Source organism: Haloarcula sebkhae (genome assembly GCF_014647415.1).
GTDB lineage: Archaea > Halobacteriota > Halobacteria > Halobacteriales > Haloarculaceae > Haloarcula > Haloarcula sebkhae.
This window is the reverse complement of record NZ_BMPD01000011.1, coordinates 62968-83886: the sequence shown is the minus strand read 5'-3', so window position 1 is coordinate 83886 and position 20919 is coordinate 62968. Positions and strand designations below refer to the sequence as shown.

Genomic DNA, 20919 nt, shown 5'->3' with positions numbered 1-20919 from the left:
GATTTTCCTCGTGATATCGAGGTCGTTTACCCGCATTAGCGTCGATAAGTGCCTCTATATGTGGTCTGTCGTGTCTCTGTTCACTCGTCCACACGATGGCATCGTCGCCGATAGCAACACGGCGTGGGATATCCATCCGGTCAAACACCCTGTAGTCTCGATACTCACCGGCGCGCTCGTAGCCGCTGTCGATGACAGTTTGTATAACGCTCTTTCGGTCAAACGCTGCCTCAATCACGGTTCCGAAAGCGGAATCAATGATTCGATCGTAATTCTTGAATCCGATGCCGAAGTAGTCTACATGACACTTTTGCCTCGCTTGTGCTGAAATAAACGTCTCTTGGGCGCCGGGCCGGGGGCTGGCTGGTTGCATGGCGCTAAACGCGTACTGATCTGCTGGTGGATCGAGACTCTCCGGTGCGGGAAGCCATGTTCGGTATGTTGGATCTCCTGCAGAGGGGACGTCGACGCGACCATATGACCGCGCATCTCCCAAAGGTGGAAGGCTGGACAAACACCCAGAGGTCAGCGCGGACAGTGACGTTACGACTGCTACACCGCCCATGGAAAGCACCTGACGGCGTGTTCTCTCGTTGGAGGACCGATGTCGGTTGGGGGACATGCTGCAGTTGGACTTTCTCCCTCAGAAGTATATAGGCCAACTCTGGGTCACGCGCAAGTGCAGATCACCACTGGGTTTTATGTTTGATGAGACAAGCGCGGCGATCCACTCAACGCCTCAACCCCCAAGCCAAGCAGGACTGTTCGTCCAGCGAGTGTGCCCGTCTTTCTTGTCCAGTAAGCACCACCAATTTGACCAACACCGCCGCTGTATGGAAAACATGGATCGGCTTCCGCCTGAGTATGACGCTATTCATAGAGATGATGCCCTCGAGACAGCCATCGGGAAACGACTGGTCGATATCGACTCCGGACGCTACCGAACGAACGTCGCGAGCGTGCTGCGGAAGTTCGCCGCGTGGGCACGGGACCAGCATGGTATCACCGGCTTCAAGGACATCGACGACGATCTCTGCCGGCAGTACGCTCGTGAGCTAGCCCGAGCTGACGACCGGGACGACATCTCACCGGAAACAGCACGGCGGTACTTCGCATACGTCCGTTCGTTCCTCACGTGGGCTGTCTACGAGGGACTGATACCGACGAACCCGGCCAAGACCAACCACGCCCAAGACCCACTGCCGACTGACGAGACTGAAACCGACCAGCAATACTGGACGGTGCGTGATCGTGAAGCCATCTGTGCAACCGCCACAGTCCGCGTCGACGAAGCCGGCGAACACGACGACGTTGATCGAGAAGCGGCCTATCGAGACCAGGCGCTCGTCTTTCTGCTCGCGTACTCTGGCGCACGGAGCGCGGAACTCGTCGCCGTCTCTGACGATGAAGAACGGAATGGCCTCCGGTGGCGTCATGTTGATCTTGACGCCGGCACGATGCAGGTGTTCGGCAAGAATCGCACTCGGGAGTCTGCCCCGATTCTCGACGATGCGCTTCGCCCACTTCGGCGCTGGAAGCAACTGCGAGAACCTGACGAAGACGAAGCCGTGTTTCCGCGACTGGATAATGCGGCGAAACCGCTGCACCCGACACCGTCGATCACCACACAGTCCGCTCGAAATATTCTGGCAGACCTCTGTGAGCAATCAGGCTACGACTTCGAGGAGCCGTTGAAGCCACACGGTGCTCGCCGTGGCCTCGGTCGAGAAATCTATCGCGAGAACCCGCAGTTGGCACAGGACGTTTTGCGGCACAAGTCTATCGAGACAACCCACGAAGGCTATGCACAGGAGGCTGCAAAGCGAACGCGTGACGAAGCAAACGATATCATTAATTAGAATACACGTAGACGCTGTACAAGCGAGCGTCGAACAGGGGGCTTCTCACTCGTTCTCGAGCGCTGCGTAGATCTCTGCATGGCGGTGTCCATCGAGCTTCCCCATCTCAAGAGCAATCTTGCGACGCTCAGCGTCGCTTTCAGCCGCCTGGTATCGCTCGTACAATTGCCGGACTTCCTCGTCAATCGCCGTCGAGGAATCGGTACTGGACGCCATTTCTCTATCTATCAGTACCAAGTGTATCGGTTTATCAGTTGCGGCGAGCACATGCTCGGAAGTAGATGACGGCAGTGCCTACGTCGACCGTGGTATCACCGGTTGCAAACCGGTGCAAGAGCGCCCGAACCTCATCACCGTAATCGAATGTGTATCCGTTTATCATATAAAAAACGACCACCGTCCGGAGTGCTGTCCGCTTGTTTCCGTCGACGAACGGATGATCCGAAACGAGTAGGCGCATCAGATGCACCGCCTTCTGATGGATCGTCTCAGGTACCTCCCCAAAGAACCCCTCCGAAACGTACTGTAGTGCGGATGCAATCGCGTCCTCTGACCGGACCCCTGATTCCGTGATATCGCCTTCTGCCACGATCTGGTCGTGGATCTCAACGATGAGCTCGACAGAGGGATACACCAGATCGTCAGTCACGCCCCCGACTTTCTCACGCTCCTGATTAACGGTTTCTGACCCGAAACGCCACTGGCGAGGGCACCCGATCGCAGCGTCGAACACTCATTTTCCGGATCTATCCCATCTATCGAAACTGCTGAATCGTTCGCTCCCTTTGCAACTCTTTCGGCTCTGAAAAAGATATAACCTGTCTGATGTACCTATTCTCTGTCTTGATACGGACGTTTCCGGACCGCCTACTGGAGGTGAAAGGACACCTTGGTGCGTGAAAATTACCGCTCATGCGGAGGAGGATGTCAAATGTTGGCTCACCCACTCATTTCGAGCAGTGATCTCCCGTTCACCACGTTGTGTGGTTGAGTAAGTGTTGGTCCGCTTGTCTTTTTCTCCCTTTTCAACGAGCCCCTTCTCGACAAGCGTGTCAAGATTTGAGTATAGTCTCCCATGATTGATATCTTGGTAATAGTACTCATCCATCTCTTCTTTGATCGCTAAGCCATATGGGTTGTTTAGCCCGTGAACGACATATAGCAGGTCTCGATGGAACCCAGTAAGATCGTGCATTTCACTTTGACCCAGCAGTTTGGTGTAATTAAATATAGTGTGTCTTGTTGAATAGCAGCCTCTGTGGTAAACTGAGCCCACAGCGACTCTTGAGTCCCCACTTAGGCGTTCGTAATCTCGATAGTCTTCAACTAAGCCCACCAGCGTTCTGGGGAGTACTGGAGTGTGCGAGCATCTAGGAAATCCGGTTCGCCGCCACCATTCATACCTATCACAGCCCACTCAGGAGAAATATCTCTCCCGAGTGGGCTTTCCACATTTAGACGGGCCGTATCGTTCATTGCAGAGGTGCGTCAGAGCAGTAAAAACGCCAGTCTCGCCTAAACGACCTTGTACGGGCAGCATCAATCGTTCACCGCCTAACCATGACGCTACTCTCCGCGCCTGAGAATATCGGAAAGGTATTTTTACTCGCTGCTGGCAGAACTCATCGATGCCCTCCAGAAAGAATCGACAACCTGCTGGCGGTGCCCTTGTTATCGTTGGTCTCACAATCGTCGTACTCGGGTTCATTTTGATCCCCCACCCTGGCGAGGCACAATCCACACATCAAATCGAGCGAACTGTCGAAGCCGACGAAGTTCCAGAGAGTAAGACCGTGACTCCAGTCGGTGATCTGTCGCCAGAAGCGAGATCAGCATTCCGAGAGGCCTTGGCTAATGAGGGCAGTTACACTGTTCATGGCAAAGAAAACCGGGCGCCGGAATGGTACTACTCCGATGATGCTGGCTTCTATTACGTCCAGAGCAAGGGAACGATATACGAGGTGGTGACGAGAGGATCGGCAGGACACATCTTTGACTATATTAAGATAACCCCCTTCCTCCTCACTGGGATTGCGATTGGCATTACTGGACTTCGATGGCTACGGCGGGGTGAAGCGGACACCTGAAGCTCCTTCCCTCATCATTCTCTCGAACTACTCCAGCTCAACGACATCTCGACACGTCGGACACTCTGCCCAGATGTCCTCTGTGCCATCGTCCTCCTCGTATTCAACCAGAATCCACGAGTTTGCGATGGGCTGGTCACAGTCTGGGCAGCGATCTGGGCTTCGCGTGTCATCAGACATAGTAAGGGGATGGAAGAAGCGTGTGACAGTGTTCTTTCCAGATTAATCTGGACTGCGCCCGGAAATACGCGCTTCAAGCGTTTTCCACACTAATTAGCTGGAATTTCTGTACTCTCACTGAATTCTGTACTCTCACTGAATTCGGAGACACAGTACTGCGTTTGTACTGGTAGAAACTCTCATAACTGATGCAGTACGCATATCTCGCACGGCGCTTTGATCAGGGCAGGCTGGTTGAATCAACCATAGGGTGTGACCGACACAGACAGTTGGCCCGATACCGACTGGCGAGAGTTGCATCTGGACGTCGCGCGCGGTAACGACGCCGGCGGGGCCCCGCCGGCGGGTCGGGTGTCGAACTCAAGTTCCGCAGCATCCCGGATCCGGCGTCGGTCCAGGAACTAATCGCACGGGAAGTTGATGACCGAGAGCAGAGCAACGGAGACGCGGGAGACGACACCAACGACGTGCTAGACGAAATCCTCCACGAGCTCCAGGCGATCCGTCAGGAACTGGCCGATGACGACGGCAACGACCCGGTCGGCGGAGAACAGCCATCCAGTGACAGAACAGCCACTGACGAGCGATGAGTGATGATTGGTGGTTCCGGCACGGCGACGAGCGCGTCGTCTGGGAAGGACAGCCGCGGCTCTCAGCGGCGCTCCCCGGTGTCAGTGTCGGGATCGCAGTGTGTGCCTTCGCGGTCGCAGCGGCGGTGCTCGCGGACCCACGAGCGGCCATTGGTGTCGCCCCTGGCGTCGGCGTGATGGCGTGGGCTCTTCTCCGGGTGCGACGGACGAAGTACCTGCTCACGACGCGTGCGCTCTGGCTGAAACACGGCATAGCCGGTCGCACTGTTCGTCGCGTCGGACTAAACAAGGTCCAAAACACCGGTTACAGCCGGTCCATCACGGGCTCAGCCTTCGGCTACGGAACCATCACTATCGAAGTCGCGGGCGGCGGTGATCTACAGTTTCGACGGATCGACGATCCCGAGGCAGTACAGGCGGCGATTACGGACCGGACTGGGAGTGACGAGGACAGTATCCCCGGCTCGGCGACACAGTGGCGGTCGGTGTTGTCCGTCGTCCGTGAGATACGCGCCGAGATCGAGTAACCTGGAAGCGTAATATCGCAACGCTCAGGTATCCATCCTGCGGAGATGTGAGGAAGCAAGGCTGTACATGGCATAACATAAAATCGTCCGGTCATCCCACGAAACCGGTAGTGGCTGCTTTGGGCTGGGTTCACTCAAGCCGGATTGAACTGCTGCACGACGGGCACTGGTACTGTCCGCCATTAGTTGACAGCCGGGCTTTGATTCCACTCCAGCCACAGACTAGACACAGGACTGTCTCGGAGTTAACTATACATCTTGAGCCACGGGTTGGCTGGATAAAATGGTGGTGCTGAGAATGCACACCCAAGTGCTGGTTTCAGAGCCGCTCGACAGCTAGAGTGTACGTCGCGTCGGGGTGATCCGGACAGTCTTTGATATCGGTTTCAACAGTGGCCTGTTGGCCGACCGTATCAACGTTCGCGATGGGGGTGTTACAAACCGCACACGTTATCAGCGCTCGCATTCCCCCAAGTTGGTCTGTGTCACTTGTTCCAAACATACCTGTCATTGGTAACTCTTGAATATCAAACTGCGTCAGACACTACGCTTGCTGTGAGTCCGCTGGAGCGATCAGCCTACAGGAGTGAATAGTGGCTAGCACAGTCAGGCCAAGAAAATGCTCAATGGAATTGTGGATATACGTACATGATTAGTGGTTTCGACTCAAGCGTAATCGTTGCTCGGGCACTCCAGTGGGTCGTATAGAGAAGTGGGGTGGTGAGGTGGAATACAGGCACCGAAAGTGGATTCAGGGTGGTGCCTGCGATAGAATCTTCGGCGCTACTGGTATCAGCCTTCTGTATAATTGCAGAGATAGGGTTGATACCCTCTTGTGCGTAAGTGCAATCTATTTGTGTATTGAATGTATCATATTCGCACGTATGCAAACGGTCCTCGCAAGCAAGCTCTCCGACATGCGAGTGATGAGTACCGACGGTCAAGAACTTGGAACCGTACATAACGTCACGGTCAATACGCTTGATGGCAATCTCAGACAGCTTGTTATCGACACAGACGCACAGCAGCTATTCGGGAAAGAACAAGACGGTGACGGCTATGTTCGACTTCCTGCCGACCTAATTGAGTCACTGCGTGACCACCTCATCATTCGGCCGCCTGACGAGTATCTCGGCTAACGCCGGTATCTCCCGGTCATAACTAGTTTTATGCGTACAAACGTTCACGACCATCTCTACCTGCCGGATTACTGAAAGGGGAGAGGACGCTATAGAATGGACATCCAGGAGTCTGTAGACACCTCAGGAAGACGGCTGACAAACCGCTGTAGGCGGTGGTTGCGCTACCCGCCGGTCGAGGATTCATGGAATGACCGCCCGGATCGAAATTCGGTCAGTTCAGCGATCCGCTCTTCAAGCTCTTCAATTTCCTCTCGGAGATCGTCAGCTTCCTCCCCCTCAGTCGCCTCGAGTTGGTCTTTCAACCCCTGCAGGCGTGTTTCTTTCTTCTGTTCGTCCACATCGGCTTTGCGAACGTACTCGCTCGGCTCAATCTCGTAGACATCGGACTCAGAAAGTTCGGTCACGTCGAGTGCTTCATCGACTTTACTGGAATCGACTGTCGTCAACCGTTCGCGTTCGATGCCAGCAGCTTCGAACGCGTTCAACACCAACTCGTCATCTTTGAGCGATCGGTTTCGCCGGGTGGTCCGCTGGACGGACCCAAACTGCCCGGAGACTGGTTGGTCGTGATGCAGTCGGTCAAGTAAGACACTGCGAACGGCTTTCCGGAGGTCGTTTGCATTGCGCTGCACGTCCGATAGTAGGGTGTAGACGTTCACGAGCGCGGGCGTTTCGACGTCCTCAAGCGAGGCGATATCATGCCGTTCAAGCGCGTCAATCAACAGTAATGCGTCTGCATAGACATCCAGATCCGGTTCTTCGCGCTCAGTCTCATCGGGGTCCCCACTCCCGCTTTGAGCTTCCACCAGCGGCGACCCTGTAGACTGATCGCTTTCAGTCAGTGTCCCGGCACGGTCGTCGACCTCGAAGCGTGGGTGCAGAGACAGAACAGTTGCGTACGGTTCGGCGTCTGGCGGCAGACGGTCAACATCGAATTCGCCATGAGAGTCGCTCACGCGCTCGTACAGCGTCTCGAATTGCTCTTTTTGCAGTGGAATCGTCTCGTCGTCGTCTCGATACTGAATCAACACTCGATGTTCCTGCACATCCTCTATCCGGAAGGCTTTGCGCGACAATGGGGTGATAAGCGTTGCAGTAGACTGGAGTGCGTCAACGTTCTCACGCAGATTGCTCCATGTCGGCCCGAAGGTCATACTCACAGGTATATTATGACCGACCAAAACGCTGAGGTAGAGCAGATCAACTGTCTCTCGCTTGGCTACATAGAAAAGAGGCGATCTGACATGTAGAGAATCGCTTCTCTAAGTTGCGTCGAGTATCTCAATGGATGCAAATAAAGATCTGAGGGCGGTTCTTCTAACGATAGGCTCACTTGTACAGCAGTGCTCTGAACATCCTAACTGGAGGCGCAATGTTCGATAGAGACAATGCGTATCGTCGGGATACAGCGGTTATACGTCGATGTGGCGGTTCCTTTCCGCTACAACTTGTCCAGCAGGTATTCCCGTACAACATCCGAGTGTACCCGATTAGCGAGTGACTGGAGTGGCTGACTGCCCCAGACATCTCTGTTGAGGGGCGGCGTCCTTCGATCCACGCAGCTGCACGGTCGTGCCTGCGTTGTGACTGTCGACGATCGCGAGAACGGAGGCTGTATAACGCACAGAGAGAGTTATCTGAAACATTCCACGAATTATCAATTCGCTGAATATCATATCCGAGTCCCTCAATACCGGCTTGCAAATCTCAAAACTCTCAATCTGTGACAACGATCCAGAGTGCCTACGAATTGCGGTCGATCCACTCACAGAACGCCGCAAAGTCGTTCGCGCCAGCATCGTCGGCGATGCTTCGGAGCGTTCCCGTCTTGAGCTCGTCATGCAGTGGAATAGTGACGTGTCGTTGGTCGCTTTCGTTGGTCGGGTGCTGGTAGTAGAGTTGGGCGTGATCGCCAGTCGTCCGACGCCACTCGAAGCCGCCGACGTTTACTAAGACCGTCACGACATCCCTGCCAGAAAGCGTACCCCGCGCCATTTACTGCATGAACTCGGGCAGTTCGCCATCACCGGTCGTGTTATCGTCGGGATCAATCCCCAGCTCGCGGAGTTCCTCGTCGGTGGGCTCGTGGCCACGGTCGTCGTTGTAGGCCGCAACCGCATCATCGAGCATTTCGAGGGCCTCCTGCCGAGTCTCACCCTGTGTGGTGACGCCGGTGTCGACATCCGTGATGACCCACGTGTCCCCTTCGCGCCACATCCGAATCTCGTCCTCGTGGGGATCTTCATCGCGTGTCGAACTGGCCATACGCTTATTTGCTGTATGAGTGGGATAAGCGTTCGGTTAGCACAGAAGCACTAGAGTGAGAGAGCGGGATTTGGCCGCGGTGGGGTGATGATATCGGGAGACTCGACGCGGCCACGGGCCACTTGGAGTACCCGGCTGGAGGGCGTATACGGCCCCGAGGAGTACGCAGGGTGGAGCAAGTTAGGGGTGGCTGACGCCCGGTTTTCATGCAGCCTTCGCAACCCCCCCTTCGCGCCGCCGGATGGTCGGCTTGATTAGCGTGCAACGGATTGCCCAAAATCTGGAACAGCTGTTGAATGCATTATTTATTGCTCACAAACTTCTATAGTGCTTTCTGTGGCGAATCGACCAAGCGTATCTAAGTTTAATACTATCGCAAATTCTTTCGCTGTGTCTGAATTTTCAAACGGCACAGCTATCTCCCCACTCCAAGAGTCTGATTTTATCGACTCTTGAAGTTCCTGAGTAATACCACCTTCAAAAATTGTTTCGTCCCTAAATTTGACCCGGATTTGAGAATCGCTCTCCCCATCGAAAGCTCCTTGATTTACTAGTTCTTGGAATTTATCCATAACATCAGAGGGGAGATATAATACTACCCTTGGTCCGGTCGATTCATAAGTTTCAAACTTTCCACTTAGATTAGATTGTCTTACTGTGATTGTTTCTTTGCCACTAACCTGTACATGAAAGGAAATGTTTCCAAGCGAACTAGGGAATGGTCCATCCTCTACAGCTGTTATATCTGCTGCTATCAAATCTGCAGATGAATCATTCGTAACTACATGAAAAACCGAAAAATCCGAAACTGATTGAGTTCCGTGCAATCTATTATAAAGCATTCTTCCAATTTTGATTAAGCTCAATCTACTGACTCCAACAGAATAGCTATTGATTCCATCATATTGGTTTACAAAAGATTCCATATCCGACTCTTGATAATTACCTTGGTTAAATTCTATTAGGTATCCCTCAGAAGACTCAATTTCCGTCACCTCAGCGGGAGTTATTCCTGTAATATCGTCGGCTTCTAGCCCATTGACATCGTTAATAAATGATTCCGCAGTCTGACGATCGTCAGCTGTTAGAGTGTAGCCCTGTGGGGTTATAGTCAGAATATGTGTTCCGGTAATATTCCCACATCTTAATCTTTCTGATGTTTCGCCAATACCTTCAGACGAGTTTCCATTTTCTCTTGAATTTTGTGGATTGTTCGAACTTGAAGCACAACCTGCTAAGAATATAGTTCCGGAACATCCTGTTTTCAGTATGGTACGTCTGCTTACCATGAGTTTATCTAGTAGTGACAATATCTAAATTTTTTCCTTTAAATTATTCCTCACGTTCAGCTTAGCTAATTCTCTGCAAAACTGAATACTCTGGGCCAGCCGCCGGCCGTTTCTGCTTCGGCGTTACTGAAACGGTTTGAGAAACAGATGCCTCGGTCTTGCATCCCCCGACAATATAGACTGATTCAGGCCGACATTATGTCATACTTGCTTCGACGGTGTGTGAGAGAATCCGGTTCAAAAGGGCTGTAGTGGTGTCTTGCTCTGTTTTGCACTCGGTATCGGTTGCTCGGATCGCGGAAGGACAGCTGTCGTATTGGAGTACCACGGTCACAGGGGGTAGTCGTGGCAATCATCGCCGGGTGGGGGAGACTCCTGTAGAGCTTTGAGCACAACTGCCGGCATCTCGCTCGTCAAGCCGGGAGAGGTTTCAATCCCAGTGCAGGCTGTCGGACTGTTTGGTCGTACCAGATACAGCGTCACTCTCGCGTCGATTCGAATCGATATTGATACCGCTTAGAGATGGACCAGCGAAGAGCTTCGCTACGCGATTCGTGGAGTCGGCCCAAGAAGGTGCCCGACTGGGAGGACGTATACGACCCCGAAGAAGACGGAGGGTGGAGCAATGTTCGAGGGGCCTGAGGCCACGCTTCCATCCTAGCGTCGTGTCGCCGGCTTGTCGGCCTGGTTAGCGTGCAACGAATACCCCAAGATCCCGAACAACTGGTAACTTTGCACCCATTGAGAAACAGGGAATCCAGGAACTATACCGTGAATTTATTTTTTCTGAGCCGTATGTTGTGTTGTCCCAACCACTCGGTCGGGGACTGACTCGGGTTCATTCGGACATCTGGGTAAGACTATGCAAAAAGACAACTCTACTGAGGTTAACACAGACAGAAAGCAGATCGAGGTGAAACTAATCGTCGGCAGCGATACCGTTTCTCTATGGTGGGATAATAGTCATGTAGCCGAGTTTGGCCGAGAGTGGTATGAACAAACTAAGTCAAATGCGAAAGGTGGGGACCGAGTGGTGGAGACTATCGTCTCGCGGGCCGTAGATGAGCACACAGACAGAGACAGCGCGGATATTGACTGGACCAAGTGAGCCAGTTCTATCCATTAGCCAATTGATTCACTATTCGCAGTGTGAATAGATGGTCAAGAAGCTCTCAAAAAGGTTGTTCGAACTATGCTTTGACTCACCAACAACGTGCTTCTCATGAGCGTGCTCCCGAATGCTAGTGGCTGGAGCCGATCCATCACAGAGACATAGATATTGTGGCCGCAAGCCTATATTACCGGACGTACACCTAGAGGGCTACGACAGTTAGGACAGGGCAGAAAAAGAGCTGACTGAGTTTAGAGATAGCCACTGTTCAGCGATGGTGGAGGTACAGAACGGCAAATTGCGGTATTGCCTGCACAGTGGGGACTCCGCTCAGCCAGGATACTGGGATAGCAGCCCAAATCAGGACTCTACGGTCAATATGGGGAATTACTCTAAGACACGTTCGCGCTCGGTTGTCTGCTGTTCTGGTTCCTCTGTCTCTATGAGTTGGTCAAGACGCCGCTCAAACGCTTCTTGATCAAGTTCACCTTCTGCATACCGCTGCCGCAGCGTTTCAACTGGCGTTTGGTTTGGTTCGTCTAACTGCTGCCCGTCCTGTAGACTATCGGCAGGGGCCGCATTTGCCTGGCGAATGACCCCACGTATCAATTGTCCGGCGACACTGAGTGTGACGGTGCTGAGCAATAGAAACAATGCCCCTGACGCGATGCTTCCAGTCAGCGCAAAGAGCCCGAAAACGAGTGCTGGGACACCAATCAAACAGGCCACGATGGCAATCGCAGTTCGACCAGTGGGGCTTTGAGGGGCATATCGGTGGACCAATTCGAACACACCTACGTTATTACTATTTTACAACTTAATAATCCCGGAAACGGAACATGATTTCTCCGGAAGGTCAAGATAGCCTTTTACGAAGAGGGTAGAACACTGGCCAGTTCGCAAGCACACTGGCTAGTCTTTTCTATACGGTAGTTCAGCAAACATTGACGTAAATGCATACCGCTATACGGAATTTATATAAATTCCTTCTGACAGGACTCAGATCTACCTATTAGGGTTATCGATGCCAGCTGTTTCGAACATGATGTTTGCCAAATCGATATGATCGTGCATACTATTCACCTGTTCGGCATTCGGCCCGCTGGCGAACGTGGGGACCTCTTCACCGGTGTGTCCAACCGTAGTCCAACCGATCCGAGCGCGTTCGTTGATTACGTCTTTCATCCCGACCCCATAACCGAGTGCGGCGTCGACCTCTGTCTCAGTCGGCTCAAACCCACCAAACTCTTCGATCAAATCAGCAATTTCATCTGCACCCTCATCACCGAATTCCTCCTCAACTCCACTGATTGCCTCATTCATTGCCTCGCCGCTGGCTGTAACGTTATCCAAGACATCATAGTTCACGTCATAGGGGCCTTCAGTACCGAGTGAGAGGCCGCCACACTCATGATCCGCTGTTGAGATAACGAGGGTATCATTGGCCGTTTCTGCAGCCCTATCAAGTATGACTCCAACAGCGTCATCTGCCTCCGTCTGCTCGTGGGCAACCGCGAAATCATTGGCATGTGAAGCGTGGTCAATTCGTGCAGCCTCAACCATGAGGAAGAACCCATTATCACCGCTTTCCGCTTCAAGAATGTCTATTGCCTTCTCAGTCATCTTCGGCAGACTTGGTTCCTCAGACTCATCTCCCATCCGGTCAAGCACATAGCTCATATGACTATCTGGGGCGAAGAGGCCAAGCGTTGGCGCCTCATTTACGGAGTCAAGCTCACTTTCAGTGGTCACGTAGTTGTATCCTTGATCCTGGAACTCCTGTGTAATGTCACGCCCGTCGTCACGGCTTCCCGGGAGGAAATGTCGTCTGCCACCACCAAATAGCACGTCCACGTTCTGGTCGTCAACGTATTGTCTTGCGATTTCGTCCTCTTGATCGCGGTCAGGGACGTGTGATGCGAAAGCTGCGGGTGTGGCATGCGTCATCCGCGCAGTGGTGACCAGTCCAGTTGCATACCCCTGTTCTCGGACCGCTTCAAGAATTGTCGTGACTTCCCGGAACTCGCCGTTATCCTCAACACCGCCAACGCCGCCATTGTAGCTTTTTACACCGGCGCTAAACGTTGTAGCTGCCGCCGCTGAGTCAGTGATTACCTCGTCGGGGTCATGTGGATGTACTGTGGTGAGACCGACGTTGTCATGACGGTCAAAATTATACTCTGCACTGCGGGTATTCTGTGGGAACGCATCGGGGTCTTCCTGATAGGCTTTGAGATATCGGCCGATACTGATATGAGACGTACCCTGGCCATCACCAACGTACATAATAATATTATTTTGATCCGACTGCTGTGTAGCTGCAGTAACTGTTGTACCACCTATTGTAGCAACCCCAACGGTCGCCCCAACTGACTTAAGAAGTGTTCGCCGGGATGTATTAATTCGCTCACGGATTGGTTTGGCAGATCCAGCGCCTTGCTGCGAATCAGAATTTCCCGTCATTACGGTAAGTTCACAGGAGATTACTGTCTTAATAATTGATATTTTCTGTTCGTAATACTATGTACCACTAAATACAGAATAGGAATTCATTCACTCACAACTAGAAATGTCTAGAAACATTCAGTCTGGCAAGTGATCATCCCAGACCGTACATTGTTCCCTATTTTCTCAACACGACATATGTTGTTTCGATTAATTGTTGGATGAGAGCGAAACAGAAGGCCAAACAGATAGGCATCTGTTCGGTACGTCTGCGAACTGACTGTTACGTCGCCCAGTAACCATCATTACTTTTATACTATTTCGTCAGCCGTGCTGCGTATCTCCCATAGAATCATCACAGATACTAATCCAGCCGTTTAGCTGCTGTAATAAATATTTTATATCAACAACGTGTTTCTAAATATGAATGCCCTCCAAAGATATCCGAACAGGAGACACCCATGCGTAATCGGATAGCTCAGCTCATCCCTGAAAGTCTGCGGCCCCAGGCAACTCTGGCTGTATCTAGCTTCGTGCTCGGCGTGATATTTCTGGGTAGCTGGCTCACTGCAGCCGGAGAGCATCTTCTCGATCCCAGTCATGTGTCAGCGGGTGTGCTTGTCTTGTTTTTCGTTGGGGCCGGATGCATTCTGAGCTCGATATGTCTGGTCTACGCGATGATCGAACAATCAATCGCGACTGACCGAGGTGCAGAAGACGAAGATACCGATTCAGCGATTGAGATACTCCGCAAGCAGTACGCAACGGGAGAAATTACTGACGAAGAATTCAAACGTCGGATGAATACGTTGGCCCAGTCCGAGGACACTGATCAGCGTGAACAGGCAGAGTCCCCAGCATTTGAAGACTCGGTAAACAGCCCAGCCAGCGCTGATTCACCATCAACAGCGGAACTAAATATGGATCACAATCGGTGAGTCAGTTCTCGCGTAACTAAACTAGCGGTTGGCTCGGGATGGGAGCCAGGCCTTCGCAACCGTATGAACCGTACTGACCGCCCGCGGGTGGCCACTACGGGGTTGGGAACGCTTCTATGACACGCTGGTGTGGGTACGACTACACGATGCACTACGGAACGACTGACGGCGAGACGCTGCTCCGATACGATAATGCACACGAACGGCCGCACGGCCACGAACGCCACGTTGGCGACGACGTGACGGAAATCGAATTTCCGGGGATCATCGACTTGTTTGACCGGTTCCGGAGAGAGATCAACGAACTCCCACCGTAGGACTGAGTCTCAGGGTGCCATATAGATGAGGTTCAAAAAATGACAGACAAGACCACCCTCACCGGCATGTCCTTGTCCTCGACGATGAAGCTGACCTACAGCGCCTGCTCAGTCCGACCAACCTCGAATTGCTGCGAGCGATTCGAGAACACGAGCCGGAGAGCATACGTGCGGCAGCTAACCTCGTTGAGCGGGATTTCAAGGACGTGCATCGAAACCTGACCGAACTAGAGACACTGAACGTTATCAAGTTCGAGCAGTCGGGCCGCTCAAAACGGCCGATTGTTCGTTTCGACGCGATTGACGCCGAGATTACTCTCGACAGCGGTGACACCGACGTTGCTGCGGCGTGATCACGCTGACGCTGTTCGGTGTCGCACGATACCCTCACTGGCGCGGGCCTCTCCGGACGTCCCGCGTCTCAACGACACCGGGATTCTGACTGAACTCGCTCTTATGTAGAATTGCGGAGAGCCCCGATAACGAGACATTCAATTATTGACTCGGTGGATTCACCAGCTAGGTTGAGTGAACGAACGATGCCGAAGGTGTGAGCGGCCCGTTCCAAGCCCTGCTTGGACAGGCCGCAGACCTTCCGCAGCCACGGCTGGACGAGCAAAAATAGGCACTCTGCTTGGTTAATTTGGACGCCGGCGGGTCAACCCTACTACGTTCTCGCAACCTCTCTAAACCGGATGGTAGCCGTCGAAGTTGTGCTGCCGTTTTCGAACTGAGAGTTCTCAAAGACCAGCGCGCATATCGGCCATGTAACCCTGCTTGTACCCCGCAATATACAGACGGTTTCTTCGTACCGCATAGTTACACGCTCTGTTTCGTGTCAGGTGTTTGTGTCATACCCGCCTCAGGTTGCGGTTATGTTCCAGTTACCCAGATAGACACCTTTTTGATGAATAATTCTAGACATCGTGATATGGCAGTTCATAACAATCGAGGTGAAAGTAAGGGTTCCGCCACGTTACCAGCTGTGGTGCCATTCGATCTGTCTCATCTCACCCGACAGAGTTGGGAGTTGGGCAAATCCACCGTTCAGGATGAGCAAACGGTGGTTCTCAGCAGATGGACCCATCAGCATGAGCAGTGGCGATTGTCGGCTTTCAAGGTTACCAGTGAAACAGCCATTATTTGCATCCAGACACCTGTTGGCCGAGAACGATTTTATGGAGCGATTCAGTCGGAGCTCCAATCTGCTATTCAAAAACTCGAAATGAATCCATCTTGGCAGCAAGTTGCGTGAGCGCACTTACAGTAGTCTGGCCCTGTTGAAACCTTATTCTTCAGACATATTCTTGCATGAAACAGCCGTTAGGTAGTTACTGCGTAGTTACCACTTCGTATGACTCACCGAGAATCATATTTTTAAAATGTAACCAGCGTCAATCGAGACTAACGCCCCTATGTGGGCTGTTCGGGCGATGGAGTCCGCCTGTCCCAACCGCCATTCTGGCTGATGACTCCTACTGAACATCAGCCATGGCTCGAACACACCCCATCGAACACGTAGAAGCACTCGTCGTGGTCGGAATCGGCGGTTTCGCCGGCTCGAACCTCAGATACCTTGTCGATCTTACCGTCCCCAACTCACTGGCGGCAACGCTGACAGTCAACGTCATCGGTTCCTTCGCCCTCGGATTCCTGATCTACGAGGAACTCTTCAGCGGGACGATCTCAGGTTCCAGTCGGACGCTCATGGCGACTGGATTCATCGCTTCCTTCACCACCTACAGCACATTTATCATCGGCACACTCACGACTTCACCAGTGTTGGCGGTTGGCTACGCTGCCACGAGTTACGTGTTAGGCTTCGGGGCAGTGCTGCTCGGTCGGGAGGCCACCCACTGGATTATCGATGTTACGCCGCCGGTACCGGAGGTCGGTGACTGATGGAACCAGCCCATCTCGTTGGCACCGGTGGTGCACTCGGTGCGGTGGCACGCTATACGGTTGGCCAGCTATTGGCCTCTGACCGGTTCCCGTTCTCGACGCTCGCGGTAAACGTAGTGGGAAGTTTCGCGCTCGGACTCGTCGTCTTTGCTGGACTCAATAGTGACACCGCGCTCCTCGTTGGAACCGGTGCGTGCGGGTCCTTCACGACGTATTCCTCGTTTTCGGTTCAATCCGTCAGAATGTGGGAGACAGGTGACCGGCTACGCGCAAGCATGTACGCGCTCGGGACGCTTGGACTGTGTCTCACTGCTGCTGGAGTCGCCGCTGCCCTCGTTACCATCCTTCAGCTATGATTGTCGACCGAAGACCGCCTGAAGCCCACGCTGGTACCTATGCCCACTCTATTGAACGGTGGATAGAGTATAGCCGTTACAGCGCTTAAAATAGGCCAACTGTAGAACGCGGCTGAACCCGATAGGCGGTATCCAAAGCGTGAATATCTGCTGTGTTGAATAGCGTCCCCTGGACCACGGTGAGACGACACCGATTTTGAGATCATCGGCACCAGCCCCTGACAAGTCGACTCAAATTTCTACTGTCCCGACCAGCATCGCTATTCAACACAGTAATTTGATGGGGTATTGCTGACAGCGATAACGCCTGTCGGAATCAACATTTGGGTGTTACAAGTCTGGATATCGGAACTTCCAGCAGCGATCCTACTCTCTGATGTCCTTTATATCGCCCGCGGCCAGATGGGGAAGTATTTTTATTTTGAGGGGTATGTACCACTATGCCACAGACGAACGAAGATGCTGTCCGGACGTACTACACGGCAATCGATGCTGAAGAGCACGATACAGTGTTTAGCCTCTTCGATGAGAATATAGTGTATGAACGCCCTGGGCAAGAAAACATTCGTAGTAAAGACGCTCTCAAGGAGTTTTATATCAACCAACGGCCGCTATCTAATGGGGCGCATGAAATTAGCTCGCTCATCAACGAAGGCGAGACTGTTGCGGTGAGAGGGACATTTAGCGGTATACAAGGTGATACCGAGGTCTCATTTGGGTTCGCCGACTTCTTTGTATTCAATGAGACTGGCCTTATTAAACGTCGGTATACCTACACAGACCGAGATACGGTTTAATTAGTCACGGCCAATGGTCATAACTGTGATCAATACGCAGGCCGCCTATTTACAGGAGCGGGTACAGTTGCTCTGTTGAATAGATCTTGAGTCACTGTTAGAGTGGCTCACAGAGCGTTTCTATGTTTGTGATGGCGAACATTAGGACAATTTCACGGAACTGTCGATACCAGCCGAGCGCTCGCACGGCATCGCCGAGCGAGCGCTTCGTTGTTGAATACGAGGTTTCGGCTATCCACCGCTGAGAGTAGCCTTTTGCCCGGATAAGTGCGTTATTCGCGGTTGCGTTCAGCGACGACCCACGGTAGTGGACGAGGTAGTCGATATCTAGTGCGGCGATCTCGTACTCGGTGTTCCAGTCTTGGAAACCGTTGTCGGCGGCGACGGACTGCAGGTCATCCGCATTCCGGCGGACGACCTGCGGTCCGGTCTTGGTATCGTGTTGCCAGCGCGCTGAGATGTGTACGTCCAACACAGCAAGCGATTCCACATCAGTTAATGTCGTCACTTTCAGCGTCTGAACGCTGTTTCCGGAGCGTTGCCGGTAGTAAGATGAAGAGACGCGGCGGTCGAAGAATATGCTGTCGAGTGCTGTGTGGCCGGACTGTGGGTGTTGCTGCGCTGAAACGCGCAGCAACGCCCGCTAAACCCACATTTTGAGCCGATCGAAGGACTTGTAGATAGTTGTGTAGTCCGGGAGGTCGTCCTGATCAAGATCTAGCACGTCACGGATTTCAGCCATGTATTCCAGCCGATTCGGCATTTCACGGTAGCTGTGCTCTTCTTCAACCCGGAAACAGTGCAAGACGACGTGAACCAGCGGGCGAACCCGCCGCTGGCGGGCTCGCCCGCATGCTTCCCTAACGCTTCTTTAGCTAGATGCCGACACTGCTCAATGAAGTCGAGGATGTCGATCTCCATAGGCAGAGTCGATTTCCTCGGCTTCGTCCTTCTACTCCGCGATGCCAGCTGATTAGGTCGCTATTCAACACGGCATTTTACAGGGGACTGGTAATCGTTGCTATTGGATTACCCGTATTATTGACCGCCCGTGAATCCATAGAAGGCAACCCAGTCAGCCTTGCGAGTGCAGCCAGTGGCCCGCTCCTGTTTATTGTGCTCGTCTCCAAATTCCTGATTGATCTTGTTGCATACTACATCAGCGGGCTTGAGCAACCGCTTCAAAATCTGCTCTTTCCTGAGTGATCTCATCCACCGCGTCAGCAGACTGAGGGGAGAAACCGGAGAGAACAATATCAGAAGAACTGCTTGAGTCCTGAGGACTGTCGTAAAAGTAGAGATCAAAAAGGCGTGGAGTTAGTTTGACGAGCTATCTGACAGTGTTGTCAGAAGGCGATGCAAGAGGATGTCAGATGGAATCGTTCGTTCTCAGACTTCTTTTCCTACACCTCATAGAGGGAAGGAAATGGGAAGTCATTTCACGTCACTCTACGGAAACGAGAACAAGCGTACGTTACGCACCACGTTCGTGTGGATTTTATCGCAGGGGGCTAGTCGGGGAGTGGTTACCGCTCTTGTTGCTCACCTCTATCTGACAGCCTACTCGCGAGCGTACTGACAACACTGTCAGAACGCGGCTCAGTCATCAGCGTTCACCGCCGTTGCCTGATTCAGTTGGTCGAATGCTGTAGTGTTTGAGTCCTCTTCGGCCGTATCCTGTTCGCTCTCGCTCTTATCGTCGGTTCTGACAGCGCTGTCAGGAGTGTCAGCGTTGTGGACGCTGGCTTTCATGTTTTGCTTGGCTACGGTCAGGGTGTGTGGCTTCCCAGGCCGGAAGTTGATGAGGCCGTGGTCAGAGCACTTGTCGATGTCAACACAGTCCTTGTGGGCATCTCCATCGACAATCGTGAACCGCTGGACATCGCGCATGACACGACCGGCTGTCTTGGAATACGACTGTGGTTTAACGCCATCCAGCAGGCCCTCGTCTTCGAGGACTTCCACGGCCTGCTCGGTGTTCATCGCGAACTTCTGGCCGTCCGGGGTGACGTTCTGATTCGTCTCGCCCTTGGCCTTGTTCACGAACCGCTCGTACAGCGCCGCAGCACGTTTCTGTGACTTGCTGAGCGACGCACCTGCCCCAGAGTGCATATCGACCATCATCCGGTGCAGCGGAAGCATGTTCTCTCGGTGCTGTGCTGGCTCACTCTGGTCTTCGGCAGTCGACTTGGAGCTGGTGACCGTCTCTTCGACCGTGCCGTGGTCCTCGACGAGGGACTCGATGTCGCTCTTTTCGACGTCGGGATCTGGGTTCCCGAACACGAGGCGACTGAGATTCTTCCGACCCTGCTTGTTCGAAGCGATGCTCTTCCCAACTGGAATACCACCAACGAACAGGTTCTCGATCTCTCTGGTATCGCCGCGATACTCGATGGACTCTTGCTCGGCGACCTCGTCTTCGAGTTCGTCAACGCGCTCGCGTAGATGTTCGTTTTCCGCGCGCAGTTGGGAGACCTCTTCGGCGAGGTCAGCGACAACGTCCCGAAGTCCGTTCGGGCCTTCCGGCAACTCGTCGGTAGCCGGCAGCGAGTTGTCGACGCTCATTGGACACCTCCTGCGAGCGCCACGATCATAGCGCGGCTGGTCGGTTCGCCATGGCTGGCGGGCTGGGCGGCAGTCTCGGCGGGGACAGACACACACGTCTGTGCCCCCTGCGAAATCGTACTCATTGTGGGTGGTTTCGAACACCCGGCGCCTCTCGACGGCGGCAGCGTGGGCACTGCGCAGCGTCGCCACTCTGGGGTAACGCTTAAGACAGTCTGCCGAGAAAGGACCGATACAGATGCAGCGTTCCCAGCGAATCCCGTTGGCGCGGGTTTGAGCTGGGAACGTCGGCCCCTTCTCAGGTGCGTTGTGTTCTCGTAGTGTCTTCTCTGTCCTGCGACTTGCACATGCGGCGAGTTAAAACCGCTATCAGCGTCAGACATTGAAATGACCGTCGAGGCGTGGGTGGGGGTCATCATTTGCGGGGAATACGACAGTCTATCGACTACTTCGCGATGCGTTGGGCATGAAAACAGCACAGAGATATCTCTGGCTGTCCGGCCACAATCTTTATTCCGTCGGGAATAGAAGCAAGAATCACGATTGTGC

General features: G+C 53.2%; 23 protein-coding genes, 5 pseudogenes and 1 riboswitch. Of the genes and pseudogenes, 12 read left to right on the top strand and 16 right to left on the bottom strand.

Going from position 1 to position 20919, the window contains the following annotated elements:
- Positions 1 to 373, bottom strand: a pseudogene (locus IEY38_RS21490) (hypothetical protein); the annotation flags it as partial.
- Between the two features lie 469 nt (positions 374 to 842).
- Between IEY38_RS21490 and IEY38_RS20555 the strand changes: the two are divergent.
- Complete coding sequence (locus IEY38_RS20555; RefSeq protein ID WP_188980828.1) at positions 843 to 1859, top strand: tyrosine-type recombinase/integrase; 1017 nt, start codon at positions 843 to 845, stop codon at positions 1857 to 1859.
- Between the two features lie 45 nt (positions 1860 to 1904).
- Here IEY38_RS20555 and IEY38_RS20550 read toward each other — a convergent pair whose 3' ends face one another.
- From IEY38_RS20550 to IEY38_RS20540, 3 genes are all read right to left on the bottom strand, one after another.
- On the bottom strand, positions 1905 to 2075 hold the full coding sequence (locus IEY38_RS20550; RefSeq protein ID WP_188980821.1) for a hypothetical protein: 171 nt from the start codon (positions 2073 to 2075) through the stop codon (positions 1905 to 1907).
- A 34-nt stretch (positions 2076 to 2109) separates the two neighbouring features.
- Positions 2110 to 2508 carry a type II toxin-antitoxin system death-on-curing family toxin gene (locus IEY38_RS20545; RefSeq protein WP_188980819.1) on the bottom strand — a complete coding sequence of 133 codons (399 nt, stop codon included), beginning with the start codon at positions 2506 to 2508 and terminating at the stop codon, positions 2110 to 2112.
- A gap of 261 nt (positions 2509 to 2769) precedes the next feature.
- Positions 2770 to 3054: a helix-turn-helix transcriptional regulator gene (locus tag IEY38_RS20540; protein WP_188980817.1), complete on the bottom strand. Its 285-nt coding sequence runs from the start codon at positions 3052 to 3054 to the stop codon at positions 2770 to 2772.
- Between the two features lie 433 nt (positions 3055 to 3487).
- Between IEY38_RS20540 and IEY38_RS20535 the strand changes: the two genes are divergently transcribed.
- Positions 3488 to 3946, top strand: a complete 459-nt coding sequence (locus IEY38_RS20535; protein ID WP_188980815.1) for a hypothetical protein — start codon at positions 3488 to 3490, stop codon at positions 3944 to 3946.
- 27 nt (positions 3947 to 3973) lie between these two features.
- Here IEY38_RS20535 and IEY38_RS20530 read toward each other — a convergent pair whose 3' ends face one another.
- Positions 3974 to 4126: a DUF7837 family putative zinc-binding protein gene (locus IEY38_RS20530; protein ID WP_188980813.1), complete on the bottom strand. Its 153-nt coding sequence runs from the start codon at positions 4124 to 4126 to the stop codon at positions 3974 to 3976.
- A 467-nt stretch (positions 4127 to 4593) separates the two neighbouring features.
- Here IEY38_RS20530 and IEY38_RS21725 point away from each other — a divergent pair, with 467 nt between their 5' ends.
- Both IEY38_RS21725 and IEY38_RS20525 read left to right on the top strand, forming a co-directional pair.
- Positions 4594 to 4716, top strand: a complete 123-nt coding sequence (locus tag IEY38_RS21725; RefSeq protein WP_268238783.1) for a hypothetical protein — start codon at positions 4594 to 4596, stop codon at positions 4714 to 4716.
- Positions 4713 to 5243: a PH domain-containing protein gene (locus IEY38_RS20525; protein ID WP_188980811.1), complete on the top strand. Its 531-nt coding sequence runs from the start codon at positions 4713 to 4715 to the stop codon at positions 5241 to 5243. Before IEY38_RS21725 ends, IEY38_RS20525 begins: the two co-directional genes overlap by 4 nt.
- A 319-nt stretch (positions 5244 to 5562) precedes the next feature.
- On the opposite strand, the gene IEY38_RS20520 is transcribed toward IEY38_RS20525, so the two are convergent.
- Positions 5563 to 5745: a hypothetical protein gene (locus tag IEY38_RS20520; protein WP_188980809.1), complete on the bottom strand. Its 183-nt coding sequence runs from the start codon at positions 5743 to 5745 to the stop codon at positions 5563 to 5565.
- A 382-nt stretch (positions 5746 to 6127) separates the two neighbouring features.
- Between IEY38_RS20520 and IEY38_RS20515 the strand changes: the two genes are divergently transcribed.
- On the top strand, positions 6128 to 6382 hold the full coding sequence (locus IEY38_RS20515) for a PRC-barrel domain-containing protein (protein WP_188980807.1): 255 nt from the start codon (positions 6128 to 6130) through the stop codon (positions 6380 to 6382).
- A gap of 164 nt (positions 6383 to 6546) precedes the next feature.
- Here IEY38_RS20515 and IEY38_RS20510 read toward each other — a convergent pair whose 3' ends face one another.
- The 7 genes and pseudogenes from IEY38_RS20510 to IEY38_RS20485 form a co-directional block, all read right to left on the bottom strand.
- The gene (locus IEY38_RS20510; protein ID WP_188980799.1) at positions 6547 to 7539 is read right to left on the bottom strand and encodes a hypothetical protein; all 993 of its coding nucleotides are present in this window, start codon (positions 7537 to 7539) and stop codon (positions 6547 to 6549) included.
- A 589-nt stretch (positions 7540 to 8128) separates the two neighbouring features.
- Positions 8129 to 8380 carry a type II toxin-antitoxin system HicA family toxin gene (locus IEY38_RS20505; protein WP_188980797.1) on the bottom strand — a complete coding sequence of 84 codons (252 nt, stop codon included), beginning with the start codon at positions 8378 to 8380 and terminating at the stop codon, positions 8129 to 8131.
- Positions 8381 to 8650, bottom strand: a complete 270-nt coding sequence (locus tag IEY38_RS20500; RefSeq protein WP_188980795.1) for a type II toxin-antitoxin system HicB family antitoxin — start codon at positions 8648 to 8650, stop codon at positions 8381 to 8383.
- A gap of 305 nt (positions 8651 to 8955) precedes the next feature.
- Complete coding sequence (locus IEY38_RS20495; RefSeq protein ID WP_188980793.1) at positions 8956 to 9939, bottom strand: hypothetical protein; 984 nt, start codon at positions 9937 to 9939, stop codon at positions 8956 to 8958.
- 65 nt (positions 9940 to 10004) lie between these two features.
- Positions 10005 to 10094 (bottom strand): annotated as a pseudogene (locus tag IEY38_RS21485) (IS6 family transposase); the annotation flags it as partial.
- A 1343-nt stretch (positions 10095 to 11437) separates the two neighbouring features.
- Positions 11438 to 11842 carry an SHOCT domain-containing protein gene (locus tag IEY38_RS20490; RefSeq protein WP_188980791.1) on the bottom strand — a complete coding sequence of 135 codons (405 nt, stop codon included), beginning with the start codon at positions 11840 to 11842 and terminating at the stop codon, positions 11438 to 11440.
- A 213-nt stretch (positions 11843 to 12055) separates the two neighbouring features.
- Positions 12056 to 13513 carry an alkaline phosphatase gene (locus IEY38_RS20485; RefSeq protein WP_188980789.1) on the bottom strand — a complete coding sequence of 486 codons (1458 nt, stop codon included), beginning with the start codon at positions 13511 to 13513 and terminating at the stop codon, positions 12056 to 12058.
- 443 nt (positions 13514 to 13956) lie between these two features.
- Here IEY38_RS20485 and IEY38_RS21480 point away from each other — a divergent pair, with 443 nt between their 5' ends.
- The 3 genes and pseudogenes from IEY38_RS21480 to IEY38_RS20470 all read left to right on the top strand — a co-directional run.
- Positions 13957 to 14433: an SHOCT domain-containing protein gene (locus IEY38_RS21480; RefSeq protein ID WP_229775407.1), complete on the top strand. Its 477-nt coding sequence runs from the start codon at positions 13957 to 13959 to the stop codon at positions 14431 to 14433.
- A gap of 116 nt (positions 14434 to 14549) precedes the next feature.
- A complete protein-coding gene (locus IEY38_RS20475; protein ID WP_188980787.1) occupies positions 14550 to 14750 on the top strand; it encodes a toxin-antitoxin system TumE family protein in 201 nt (66 codons plus the stop codon).
- Positions 14751 to 14821: 71 nt separating this feature from the next.
- Positions 14822 to 15103 (top strand): annotated as a pseudogene (locus tag IEY38_RS20470) (HVO_A0114 family putative DNA-binding protein); the annotation flags it as partial.
- Positions 15104 to 15204: 101 nt separating this feature from the next.
- Here the strand turns inward: IEY38_RS20470 and IEY38_RS20465 are convergent.
- Positions 15205 to 15402: pseudogene (locus tag IEY38_RS20465) on the bottom strand (IS1595 family transposase); the annotation flags it as partial.
- Positions 15403 to 15681: 279 nt separating this feature from the next.
- Here IEY38_RS20465 and IEY38_RS20460 point away from each other — a divergent pair.
- The 4 genes from IEY38_RS20460 (at position 15682) to IEY38_RS20445 (ending at position 17805) form a co-directional block, all read left to right on the top strand.
- On the top strand, positions 15682 to 16005 hold the full coding sequence (locus tag IEY38_RS20460) for a hypothetical protein (RefSeq protein WP_188980783.1): 324 nt from the start codon (positions 15682 to 15684) through the stop codon (positions 16003 to 16005).
- Between the two features lie 165 nt (positions 16006 to 16170).
- Positions 16171 to 16235, top strand: a riboswitch (Fluoride riboswitch).
- Positions 16236 to 16241: 6 nt separating this feature from the next.
- A complete protein-coding gene (locus IEY38_RS20455) occupies positions 16242 to 16652 on the top strand; it encodes a fluoride efflux transporter FluC (RefSeq protein ID WP_188980781.1) in 411 nt (136 codons plus the stop codon).
- Positions 16652 to 17008 (top strand): fluoride efflux transporter CrcB, encoded by a 357-nt coding sequence (gene crcB / locus IEY38_RS20450; RefSeq protein WP_188980779.1) that lies wholly within the window; start codon positions 16652 to 16654, stop codon positions 17006 to 17008. Before IEY38_RS20455 ends, crcB begins: the two co-directional genes overlap by 1 nt.
- 440 nt (positions 17009 to 17448) lie before the next feature.
- Positions 17449 to 17805 carry a nuclear transport factor 2 family protein gene (locus IEY38_RS20445; RefSeq protein ID WP_188980777.1) on the top strand — a complete coding sequence of 119 codons (357 nt, stop codon included), beginning with the start codon at positions 17449 to 17451 and terminating at the stop codon, positions 17803 to 17805.
- A gap of 97 nt (positions 17806 to 17902) precedes the next feature.
- Here the strand turns inward: IEY38_RS20445 and IEY38_RS20440 are convergent.
- Together IEY38_RS20440 and IEY38_RS20435 are read right to left on the bottom strand one after the other, a co-directional pair.
- Positions 17903 to 18726 (bottom strand): annotated as a pseudogene (locus IEY38_RS20440) (IS5 family transposase).
- 678 nt (positions 18727 to 19404) lie between these two features.
- Positions 19405 to 20370, bottom strand: coding sequence for a hypothetical protein (locus IEY38_RS20435; protein WP_188980775.1), 966 nt, complete (start codon positions 20368 to 20370; stop codon positions 19405 to 19407).
- Positions 20371 to 20919 lie beyond the last annotated feature (549 nt).

Coding starts and splice junctions, on each gene's coding strand:
- IEY38_RS20555 (WP_188980828.1), top strand. CDS start 843: ATGGATCGGCTTCCGCCTGAGTATGACGCTATTCATAGAGATGATGCC.
- IEY38_RS20550 (WP_188980821.1), bottom strand. CDS start 2,075: ATGGCGTCCAGTACCGATTCCTCGACGGCGATTGACGAGGAAGTCCGG.
- IEY38_RS20540 (WP_188980817.1), bottom strand. CDS start 3,054: ATGCACGATCTTACTGGGTTCCATCGAGACCTGCTATATGTCGTTCAC.
- IEY38_RS20535 (WP_188980815.1), top strand. CDS start 3,488: ATGCCCTCCAGAAAGAATCGACAACCTGCTGGCGGTGCCCTTGTTATC.
- IEY38_RS20530 (WP_188980813.1), bottom strand. CDS start 4,126: ATGTCTGATGACACGCGAAGCCCAGATCGCTGCCCAGACTGTGACCAG.
- IEY38_RS20525 (WP_188980811.1), top strand. CDS start 4,713: ATGAGTGATGATTGGTGGTTCCGGCACGGCGACGAGCGCGTCGTCTGG.
- IEY38_RS20520 (WP_188980809.1), bottom strand. CDS start 5,745: ATGTTTGGAACAAGTGACACAGACCAACTTGGGGGAATGCGAGCGCTG.
- IEY38_RS20515 (WP_188980807.1), top strand. CDS start 6,128: ATGCAAACGGTCCTCGCAAGCAAGCTCTCCGACATGCGAGTGATGAGT.
- IEY38_RS20510 (WP_188980799.1), bottom strand. CDS start 7,539: ATGACCTTCGGGCCGACATGGAGCAATCTGCGTGAGAACGTTGACGCA.
- IEY38_RS20505 (WP_188980797.1), bottom strand. CDS start 8,380: ATGGCGCGGGGTACGCTTTCTGGCAGGGATGTCGTGACGGTCTTAGTA.
- IEY38_RS20500 (WP_188980795.1), bottom strand. CDS start 8,650: ATGGCCAGTTCGACACGCGATGAAGATCCCCACGAGGACGAGATTCGG.
- IEY38_RS20495 (WP_188980793.1), bottom strand. CDS start 9,939: ATGGTAAGCAGACGTACCATACTGAAAACAGGATGTTCCGGAACTATA.
- IEY38_RS20485 (WP_188980789.1), bottom strand. CDS start 13,513: ATGACGGGAAATTCTGATTCGCAGCAAGGCGCTGGATCTGCCAAACCA.
- IEY38_RS21480 (WP_229775407.1), top strand. CDS start 13,957: ATGCGTAATCGGATAGCTCAGCTCATCCCTGAAAGTCTGCGGCCCCAG.
- IEY38_RS20475 (WP_188980787.1), top strand. CDS start 14,550: ATGACACGCTGGTGTGGGTACGACTACACGATGCACTACGGAACGACT.
- IEY38_RS20460 (WP_188980783.1), top strand. CDS start 15,682: ATGGCAGTTCATAACAATCGAGGTGAAAGTAAGGGTTCCGCCACGTTA.
- IEY38_RS20455 (WP_188980781.1), top strand. CDS start 16,242: ATGGCTCGAACACACCCCATCGAACACGTAGAAGCACTCGTCGTGGTC.
- crcB (WP_188980779.1), top strand. CDS start 16,652: ATGGAACCAGCCCATCTCGTTGGCACCGGTGGTGCACTCGGTGCGGTG.
- IEY38_RS20445 (WP_188980777.1), top strand. CDS start 17,449: ATGCCACAGACGAACGAAGATGCTGTCCGGACGTACTACACGGCAATC.
- IEY38_RS20435 (WP_188980775.1), bottom strand. CDS start 20,370: ATGAGCGTCGACAACTCGCTGCCGGCTACCGACGAGTTGCCGGAAGGC.